General features: G+C 63.1%; 2 protein-coding genes. One reads left to right on the forward strand and one right to left on the reverse strand.

Features of this window, described 5'->3' with window-relative positions; genetic code table 11:
- Positions 1-389: hypothetical protein (locus WCB02_RS16180; protein ID WP_423959451.1), on the forward strand; the 389-nt coding region annotated here is incomplete at its 5' end.
- Here WCB02_RS16180 and WCB02_RS16185 read toward each other — a convergent pair.
- A partial coding sequence (locus tag WCB02_RS16185; RefSeq protein ID WP_423959453.1) for a PP2C family protein-serine/threonine phosphatase occupies positions 386-1,552 on the reverse strand: 1,167 nt, incomplete at its 5' end. The genes WCB02_RS16180 and WCB02_RS16185 overlap by 4 nt on opposite strands.

The following is a 1,552-nucleotide window of genomic DNA, read 5'->3' on the forward strand; positions in this document are numbered from 1 at the left end:
CCACCAACCCGGGTGCCCCCTGTCCCGATTCTGGGACCTGGGTTCCCACTAACTCCACTGACGACCACAACCTCCGCCAGGCCTTCCGCACCTACGCCGCGACCCTCGCCGCCGAACACGCCCCGCCTCCCGCCGCGGCCATCCTCTTCCGCGCCGAACGCCGCCGCCGCCGCGCAGCCATCGAGCGCGCCGAGCGCCCCCTGCTCATCATGCAGACCCTCAGCTTCGTCTGCGCCCTGGGCACCGCCGCATGGTTAGCCTACAGCTTCGCCCCGCACACGCTTCCCACCCTCAACACCACCACCCTCGCGCTCGCCGTCGCCTGCACGACCCTCGTCCTCACCGGCTGCGGCGCCATGCTCCACGCCAGCCGTCGCCCCTCCGCCTAGCCTACTGCGCAGCGAGTAAGCGTGAGCACCGTGATGTCGTCATCCTGTCCATATCCCTGCGCAGCATTCGCCACCACTTCAGCCGACTCCACGCTAAGCGCCGTCGTCCGCTCAAACCCCAGCAACGTACCTGACGCATCGCGCGCCTCCACCACGCCATCCGTCACCAGCGTCAACTGCTCTCCCACCGCAATCGCAAACGTCGTCTCCTCATACGCCGGCGACCACACAATCCCCAGCGGCAGCCCCGTTTCCAGCACCAATTCCTTCCCCGCAAGATACGGCGAGATATGTCCCGCATTCGCCATCGTCAACGTCCCGTCCGGATCCGCGCGCAACACCAGGCACGTAGTAAATCCTCCCTTGCTTCTTCCAATCAACCGCTGATTCATCGCCGCCATCATCGCCCCCGGACTCTGCGTGTAATGCGCCAGCGTCCGCAGCGTCCCTACCAGCAGGGACACCAACATCGCCGCCGGCATCCCCTTTCCACTCACGTCGCCGATCACCACCATCACGCCGCCACCGGCTATCGGAATGATCTGGAAAAAATCTCCGCCCACCTCCCCATACGGCCTGTATACCGAGTGGATCGCGTACCCCGGAATGTCCGGCGCATTCTCCGGAATCAATACCTGCTGCACCGCGCGCGCATTCCGATACTCCTGCACCATCACGCCCTGCCGCTGCCCCTGCTCCACCATGTACTGATACAGCGCATACACAATCGCGCACACCAGCAGCAGCGACAGCACCGCCGGCATCGACACCTCAACGCCCCAAACCGTGAACATCGGGCGCATCATCCTCTCCCCAAATCTCAGCCCCGTAAACCGCTCCCCCTGTACGGCCGAGTGATGCACCACAAAGTAAATGTCCGACAAAAACGCAGCGATTGCGACGAACCGCCGTGCCGGATCCATCTTCTCCCGGAGCGCAAGCGCAATCAGGATGAAGGGAAATATAGACGGCGTCGAGAACCCAATCGTGGCAATCGCGTCCAGCACCTCAAACAGCAGTACATGCGCTTCTCTCTGCGGCATCAAGAACACCAGGCCATCTGCAGTTACCGAGCACAACGTGATCCACGCAAGCACGCGCGTCCATTTCACCAGCGCAGGATATCGATCCAGATCCAGCAGATACAGCAGGAGGAACCAGAG

Origin of the sequence: Bradyrhizobium sp. (assembly GCF_049581145.1) — a bacterium.
In the GTDB taxonomy this organism is placed as follows: domain Bacteria; phylum Pseudomonadota; class Alphaproteobacteria; order Rhizobiales; family Xanthobacteraceae; genus Bradyrhizobium.